A 7,859-nucleotide genomic window follows, 5' to 3' on the forward strand; every position below is an offset into this window, starting at 1 on the left:
CCACCCGCGGGTGCACGGTGACGGCGACGGCGTGGGGCCCGGGCGCCGACGCCGCCCTGGACGCCGCGCCCGGGCTGGCCGGCGCGGAGGACGACGTCGCCGGGTTCGACCCGGCCCACCCGGTGGTGGCCGAGCTGTGGCGGCGCCAGCCCGGCCTGCGCATCCCCCGCTCTGGCGCCGTGGTCGAGGCGCTGGTCCCGGCCGTGCTCGAGCAGCGGGTGACCGGCAGGCAGGCCAGGCGGTCGTACGTGGCGCTCGTGCGCGCCCTCGGGGAGCCGGCGCCGGGGCCGGCCGGCGAGGCGGGGATGCTCGTGCCCCCGCCCCCCGAGGCCTGGGCCGGCCTGCCGTCGTGGACGTGGCACCGCTTCGGGGTGGAGCGGCGGCGGGCCGACACCGTCGGGCGGGCCTGCCGGCGGGCCGCGGCGCTCGAGCGGCTGGCCGCCCTGCCCCCGGCCGAGGCCGCGGCCGGGCTGCGGGCCGTCGCCGGGGTCGGGGCGTGGACGGCGGCCGAGGTGGCGTCGCGGGCCCTCGGCGACGCCGACGCCGTGCCCGTCGGCGACTACCACCTCCCCCACCAGGCGGCCTGGGCGCTGGCCGGCGAGCCGAGGGGCACCGACGAGCGGATGCTCGAGCTGCTGGCCCCGTTCACCGGCCACCGGGGCCGGGTGCTGCGGCTGATCGAGGCCGGCCGGGCCGGGCCGCCCCGCCTCGGGCCGAGGGCGGCGATCCCCCGCATCGCCGCCCTGTAGCCGGTCGTCCACAGGGCAACCCACAGGGTTGTCCGTCTTCCTCCGCACAGGCCCGGTTTCGTACGGTGACGACGTGCGGTTCCAGGTGACGTTGAAGGATCGGACCGTGGAGGTGGTCGACGGGGCCGACGCCTACCTCCAGGAGGGCCAGATGACGACGTTCTTCCGCACCGGCGAGGGGCGGGAGGTGGTCGACTGCTGGAGCCGCCGCATGGCGAGCTTCCGCACCTCGGAGATCCTGATCATCCGGCGCCTCGAGGAGGTCGCCTACGGCACGTAGGAGCCGACGAGCGCGAGGGTCGTGAGCGCGGCCAGGCCGGCGCCGCACACGGCGAGGGCCGCCCCCTCGGCCCGGCGGCCGGCGGTCAGCGACCCGATGGCGAGCACGAGCGGGAAGGCGTTCAGCGCGTAGCGCTCGAGCGAGTTGAGGTTCTCGGCCGACAGGGCGATCACGACCACGACGGCGGCGAACGCCGTGTAGGAGGCCGGCCAGCGGCGGGCGACGACGACGAGGAGGGCGATGGCGGCGACGGCGAAGGGCAGGTGCAGGCCGTCGCCCAGCGCCTCGCTGCCGAGCACGTCCCGCACCCCCTCGACGAGGCGGCTGACCGGGTCGACCAGCTCGCCGCGGAACCCCTCCTGGAGGCGCAGGGGCGCGAGCGCGTCGTCGTCGGCCACCGCCGACCAGGCCAGGTAGGCGGCCGCGCCGGCCAGCGGGCCGAGGACGGCGGCCACCCGGCGCAGGCGGTCCGCGCGCGGGGCGGCCCGCCAGCCCCTCGCCGCCTCGACGGCGGCGGCGACGGCCAGCGCCGCGCCCACCGGCCGGGCCAGCGCGGCGAGCAGGCCGAGGCCGCCGGCCGCCAGCCACCGGCGGCGGCGGAGGCCGAGGAAGGCGCCGACGGCCAGGGCCAGCATGAGCGGCTCGGCGTAGGCGAAGGCCAGCACGAACGCCGGCGGCACCAGGGCCAGCAGCCAGGCGGCCCGCACGGCCTGGTCGCGGTCGCCGGTCTCGAGGAGGACGAGCCGGTGGACGAGCGCGCCCGCGGCCAGCGCGGCGGCGTTGGCGACGACGACGAGGGCGACCTCGGCGCCGCCGGGGAGCACGACGGCGAGGGCCCGGCCGAGCAGCGGGAACAGCGGGAAGAAGCGGACGGCCTCGGGGTCGGTGCCGGCGTAGCCGAGGTCGGCGATGCGGCGGTACCACTCGCCGTCCCAGGCCAGCAGGCCCTGGGTGAGCTGGAAGGGCCGGGCGCCGGGCCGCAGCTCGTCGGAGACCACCGCGGCGAGCACGAACCCGGCGGCCACGAGCGCCCGGGCCAGCAGCCAGCCGGGCAGGGCGGCGAGCAGGTCGGCGGCCACCGGGTGCCGGACGATGCGGCCCCGCCGGGTCGGCACGGTCGCCGCCGCCCGGGCCGCAGGCCGCCGACGCAGCCCGACCGTCATCGCCGGCGCCGGCCGGCGACCTGCCCGGCGGGGCGGCGGGCGGGGCGGTCGCCGGGCAGCGCAGGCGGCCGGCACCGACCGGGTCGCACGGTGCCGCCGGTTGCCCGCCCGGCAGGGCGGGCCGGGGCGCCGGTCACCCCCAGGGCGGCGCGCCGACCGGGGCGCCCTGGGCCGCCGGTTGCCCGTCCGGCAGGGCGGGCCGGGGCGCCCGTCATCCCCCCAGCAGGGCGCGGCGGGGCGACGGTCATCCGCCGGGTGGGGCGGCCGGGAAGCGCACGAGGCCGGCGTGCTCGAACACGCGGGGGTCGGCGGGCACGAGGACGGCGGCGCCGGGCCGGGCGGCGGTGAGCGTGGCCTGGAGCGCCTCGCACTTCTCGTCGAAGGTCTCGTAGCCGGGGGCGATCACGAGGTACACCGCCCGGTCGCCCGCCCTGGCCAGCACGTCGGCGGCGAAGGAGCCGACGTCGGCCGCCTGGTTGCGGTCGGCGTAGTCGTACCAGTCGACCCGCTCGGGCGAGGACGCCGGGTCGGGGAACGGCACCCGCACGATGCCGTCGGCCAGCTCCCGGTCGACGGCCGGCGCCAGCTGGTCGGGGCAGAACACCACGAGGTCCCCGTCCGCGCCGGTCGACTCGATGGCGGCGGCCAGCTCGGCCCCCTGGGTGCGGTCCTCCAGCACGTTCCTCGCCCCGCCGACGAGCCCGAGGACGGCGACGGCGGCGAGCACGACGGCCCTCGTGGCCGGCGACGCCAGGCGGGTGGCGCCGACGGCGACGGCCAGGACGAACAGCGGGAACACGACGGCGGCGTAGCGGCTGGCGAACGCGCTGGCCGTGGCGTACCCGACGAGGCACCCGACGGCGAGGGTCAGCCCGGCGACGACCAGCTCGCGGCGGACCTCGGGCCGGGTGCGCACGTCGAGCTCGACCCGCCGCCCGTCGACGGCCCGGCCGGCGAGGCCGAGCACGGCCAGCCCGACGAGCACGAACGCCAGCAGCTGGGCCTCGCTCGGCAGGCCGCCGGCGAAGTCGAGCACGGTGGCCATGAGCACGGTGGTCGGCCGGACGGCGCCGGCCCACGGCGTGCCCGTGTGCGCCGCCTGCTCGAGGAAGCTCGGGAGCCAGGGCAGGAACAGCACGCCGCCGGCGACGAGGGCGGCGACGACCGCCCACCGGCGCCGGGCCAGCAGCACGACCGCGGTCGCGGCCGCCAGGTAGAACGCCCAGTAGTGGGTGAGGGCCAGGGTGCCCGACAGGACGGCGACCGCGGCGAGGCGGGCGGGCGTCGCCCGCTCGGCGGCCGCCGTCACGGCCAGCCAGCCGAGCAGCACCAGCACCATCACCAGCGAGTACATGCGGGTCTCGGTGGCGTAGCGGACGGCGTAGGGGTTGGTGGCCAGCACCACCAGCCCGGCGACGGCGGCGGCGCGCCCGCCCACCCGCCGGGCCACGAGCCAGGTGAGCGGCAGGGTGGCGACGGCGAAGACGCCCGACAGGGCCCGCACGGCGACGTCGGACTGCCCGAACACGGCCATCCAGCCGTGGAGGAGGAAGTAGTAGAGCGGCGGGTGGCCGTCGTGGCGCAGCGCCGCGGGGATGTCGCCGAGCGGCAGCTTGGCGATGTTGACCGACATGGCCTCGTCCAGCCACAGCGGCGAGGTGGTGACGAACCGCAGCACCACGCCGACGGCGACGAGGCCGGCGACGGCCGCCCAGACGAGGCGCCCGGCGGCGGTGGTGGCCGGCGAGGCGCCGGCGGTAGCCTGCCCGGAGCGAGGCGGCGCGCCCGCGGCGGCGGCCGGGGCGCGACTCGTCACGGGCACGCCGGGCACTGTACCGGCGGCCCCCGTGCGGTCCGTCGACCCTCCCCCGGGCCCGGGCCCGCCCTCGCGTACACTCCCCCAACTCCACGGAAAGCGACCGAGACCCCCATGCCGCCTGCCGACAAGCCGGGCAACGTCGTCGTGATCGGGGCCGGACCGGCCGGCCTCACCGCCGCCTACCAGCTGGCCAAGCACGGCGTCCCCTCCACCGTCCTCGAGGCCGACACCGTCGTCGGCGGCATCAGCCGCACGGCCGAGCGGGACGGGTGGCGCTTCGACATCGGCGGCCACCGGTTCTTCACGAAGGTGGGGGCCGTCGAGCGGCTCTGGCACGAGATCCTGCCGGACGAGGACTTCCTGCTGCGGCCCCGGATGAGCCGCATCTACTACAACGGCAAGTTCTTCGACTACCCGCTGAAGGCCGGCAACGCGCTGCGCAACCTGGGCCTGCTCGAGGCCGTCCTGTGCGTCGCCTCCTACGTGTGGGCCCGCATCCGCCCGCCGAAGGACCAGTCGAACTTCGAGGGCTGGGTGACGGCCCGCTTCGGCGCCCGCCTCTACCGCATCTTCTTCAAGACCTACACCGAGAAGGTGTGGGGGGTGCCGGCCCACGAGATCCAGGCCGACTGGGCGGCGCAGCGCATCAAGAACCTGTCCCTGTGGAAGGCGGTGATGAACGCCGTCCTCCCGAAGCGCAACCAGAAGGAGATCACCTCCCTCATCGAGGAGTTCCAGTACCCGAAGCACGGCCCCGGGATGATGTGGGAGCGGTGCAGGGAGCTGGTCGAGGCGGCCGGCACCAAGGTGCAGATGGGCACGACCGTGCGCCGCATCCGCCACGAGGGGGGCCGGGCCGTGGCCGTGGAGGCCGAGACCGGCGGCGCGGTCACGACCTACCCGGCCGACGAGGTGATCTCGTCGATGCCGATCACCGCCCTGCTGCGGGCCATGGACCCGCCGGTGCCCGACGAGGTGCGCGCCGCGGCGGACGACCTCCACTACCGCGACTTCCTCACGATCGCCCTGGTCGTCCCGGCCGAGGACGGGTTCCCGGACAACTGGATCTACGTCCACGACCCGAACGTGCGCCTCGGCCGCATCCAGAACTTCGGCTCGTGGTCGCCGTACATGGTCAAGGACGGGCGGACCTGCCTCGGCCTCGAGTACTTCGTGTTCGAGGGCGACGACCTGTGGACCTCGAAGGACGAGGACCTCGTGGAGCTGGGCAAGCGGGAGCTCGCCGCCCTCGGCCTCGTGCAGCCGGGGCGGGTGGAGTCCGGCTACGTGGTCCGCATGCCCAAGGCCTATCCGGTCTACGACGACCGCTACCGGGCCAACGTCGAGGTGCTGCGCCGGTGGCTCGAGGCCAACGCGCCGAACGTGCACCCCGTCGGCCGCAACGGCATGCACAAGTACAACAACCAGGACCACTCGATGTACACGGCGATGCTGACCGTCGAGAACATCCTGTTCGACGCCGGGCACGAGATCTGGCAGGTCAACGTCGAGGCCGAGTACCACGAGGAGCGGGCCGGCGAGGGGCCGGAGGACGCCGGCACGGGGCGCGACGCCCCCGTCATCCCCCGGGACGTGATGGCCCGGGCGGCGGCGGAGCGGGCCACCCGAGCACCAGGCTGAACCGCACCTCGGGCCCGCCGCCGACCGACTCGGCCACGGGCGCCGGGACCAGCCACCGCACCTCGCCCGGCGCCGGCCGGTCGACCGGGACGCGGGTGGTCGCCACCCGCTCGGGCTCGCCGGGGACGGTCACCCGCACGGCCACCTCGGCGAGGGTCGGCCCGTCGGGGAGGGAGACGGTCGCCGTGCCGCCGCCGGTCGCCAGCGAGAGGCCGGCGGGCGTGGCCGCCAGCTCGAGCGAGGACGGCGCCACCGGCACGGGCACGGCCGCCTCGTCGCCGCCGGCCCGCACCACCGCGGTGACGGCGGTGGCCTCGGGCGGTGGCGTGACCCGGAGGGAGGCCGTGAGCGCCGGGCCGGCGGCCAGGTCGACCGGGATGGCCTCCGGCCGGCCGACCAGAAGGCCGTTCGACAGCGACCCGACCTCGACGGTGGCCCGGACGAGCGGGCGGCCGCCGGCCAGGGCGGCGATGCCGGCGAGGTCGGTGTCGGCCGGGTCGGCGGTCACGTAGTCCGGCCCCGGCCCGGGGTCGAGGCGGCGGAGGTCCTCGAAGGGGGCGTCGAGGTGGTCGGCGTTGACCAGGACGAGGGCGCCGCCGGCGGTGAGCTCGTCGAGCCGGTCGGCGAAGGCCACCCACTGGTCCTGCTCCTCTCCGACGAGGTCGAGGCGGTGGGCCAGCGGGAACGCCTGGACGGCGACGGCGGCCACCACGGCGGCGGCCACGAGCAGCGGCCCCCGGCGGGCGCCCAGCCAGCCGTCGAGCCCGGCGCCGGCGAGGGCGGCGACGGGGGCGAGCGCGGCGACGAGGTAGAAGGGCCCGACCCGGTCGTAGATCGACAGCCCGGGGTCGGACACGACGTACCACGAGCCCCAGAAGGCGAGCATGGCGACGGGCACGGCGGCGGCCAGCGCCACGGGGAGCGGCCAGCGGACCCGGCGGCGGGCCGCGGCCCACCCGGCAGCGGCCAGCACGGAGAGCGGCGCGACCACCCAGGTGGCGAACGAGCCGAGCCCGAGTCGCAACCCGTCCCACGCCTCGCCCGGCCCGTACTCGTAGGCCGGCGCGCCGGGCAGCACCCGGCGGGTGCCGAAGCCCAGCGTGTCGGACGGGGTGAGCGAGAACGGCAGCCGCCAGGGCGCGCCGACGTACACCCAGTCGAACACGGCGATGCCGGCGGCGAAGGGGACCAGGCCGGCGCCGACGGCGGCGAGCGCGGGGACCACCGGTCGACCGGCCCGGCGCCGGGTGACGGCCACCCAGGCGACGACCACGGCGAGGGCGGCGACCACCTCGAGCTGGCGGCACCACAGCGCCGCGCCGAACAGGCCGCCGGCCACGACCCGGAGGGCCGGCCGGTCGCCGCGCTCGGCGTCCGCTGCGGCCCACGCGCCGGCGGCGGCCAGCGCGGCCGCGGGGACGTAGCTCAGCGGGAGCCCGCCCAGGGTCAGGGTCATGGGCGACAGGGCGACCACGGCGGCGGCCAGCACGGCGGCCCGCGGCGACCCGCCGAGCGACCGGCACAGGCCCCAGGCGGCCAGCGCGAGCAGGGCGCAGGCCGCGGCCGCGGCGGGCCGCCACGACCCGGTGACGGCCCGGCCGGCGGCCAGCAGGGCGGCCGTGCCCGGCAGGTACTTGAACACCCAGCGGCCGTCCCGCTCGGTGGTGAAGAACGGGCGGGTCCTGGCCGTCACCTGGTCGCCGGGGATGGCGAGGTCGCCCTCGGCGAGGGCGTCGGCCTGGCGGGTGTACACGGCGGCGTCGAGCACCGGCGACATGCCGGGGTAGAGGCGGAGGGCGACGGCCTGGGGCAGCACGGCGGCGGCGGCCAGGACGAGCGCGAGCGCCGCCGTCCCGCCCCACCGAGCGCTCATCGGCCGGATGCTAGGTGCCGACCCCTCCACGGCCGGGGCTGCCAAGATCGGGCCGCCATGGACTCCGCCGACCGCCGGGGGCGACGGGCCGTCGCCGGCGCCGTGGTCGTGGTGCTGGCGCTGGCCGCGGGCGACGTGCTGGTGCGCTCGGGCCTGGGCGCCACCGAGCGGGCGGCCGCCGAGGACCGGGCCGCCGCCGCGGAGGCGGACGCGGCCACCGCTACCGCCCTCGACCGCCTCGGCGCCGCGACCGCGTCGGTCGACGCCGTGACCGCGGCCGCGGCCGCCGCGGAGGCGGGCGCCGCCGCCGCCCGGGCCGAGCGGGACGCCGTCG

The 7,859-nt window shown here is 77.8% G+C and carries 7 protein-coding genes; 4 read left to right on the top strand and 3 right to left on the bottom strand.

Going from position 1 to position 7,859, the window contains the following annotated elements; translation table 11 throughout:
* Both VGB14_14970 and VGB14_14975 read left to right on the top strand, forming a co-directional pair.
* The coding region (locus tag VGB14_14970; protein HEX9994229.1) for a hypothetical protein at positions 1-749 on the top strand (749 nt) is incomplete at its 5' end.
* Positions 750-822: 73 nt separating this feature from the next.
* Positions 823-1,029 carry a hypothetical protein gene (locus VGB14_14975; protein ID HEX9994230.1) on the top strand — a complete coding sequence of 69 codons (207 nt, stop codon included), beginning with the start codon at positions 823-825 and terminating at the stop codon, positions 1,027-1,029.
* Here the strand turns inward: VGB14_14975 and VGB14_14980 are convergent.
* Both VGB14_14980 and VGB14_14985 read right to left on the bottom strand, forming a co-directional pair.
* Positions 1,017-2,144, bottom strand: a complete 1,128-nt coding sequence (locus VGB14_14980) for a hypothetical protein (protein HEX9994231.1) — start codon at positions 2,142-2,144, stop codon at positions 1,017-1,019. The genes VGB14_14975 and VGB14_14980 overlap by 13 nt on opposite strands.
* Positions 2,145-2,436: 292 nt before the next feature.
* Positions 2,437-4,014, bottom strand: coding sequence for a glycosyltransferase family 39 protein (locus VGB14_14985; protein ID HEX9994232.1), 1,578 nt, complete (start codon positions 4,012-4,014; stop codon positions 2,437-2,439).
* A 108-nt stretch (positions 4,015-4,122) separates the two neighbouring features.
* On the opposite strand from VGB14_14985, the gene VGB14_14990 reads away from it, so the two are divergent.
* The gene (locus VGB14_14990) at positions 4,123-5,652 is read left to right on the top strand and encodes an NAD(P)/FAD-dependent oxidoreductase (GenBank protein ID HEX9994233.1); all 1,530 of its coding nucleotides are present in this window, start codon (positions 4,123-4,125) and stop codon (positions 5,650-5,652) included.
* Here VGB14_14990 and VGB14_14995 read toward each other — a convergent pair.
* Positions 5,591-7,525 (bottom strand): hypothetical protein, encoded by a 1,935-nt coding sequence (locus VGB14_14995; protein ID HEX9994234.1) that lies wholly within the window; start codon positions 7,523-7,525, stop codon positions 5,591-5,593. The two genes, VGB14_14990 and VGB14_14995, sit on opposite strands and share 62 nt — an antisense overlap.
* A 57-nt stretch (positions 7,526-7,582) precedes the next feature.
* Here VGB14_14995 and VGB14_15000 point away from each other — a divergent pair.
* Positions 7,583-7,859 (top strand): hypothetical protein (locus VGB14_15000; protein HEX9994235.1); only part of this gene is annotated, 277 nt, incomplete at its 3' end.

The sequence above is a fragment of the Acidimicrobiales bacterium genome, assembly GCA_036399815.1.
Lineage (GTDB): Bacteria > Actinomycetota > Acidimicrobiia > Acidimicrobiales > DASWMK01 > DASWMK01.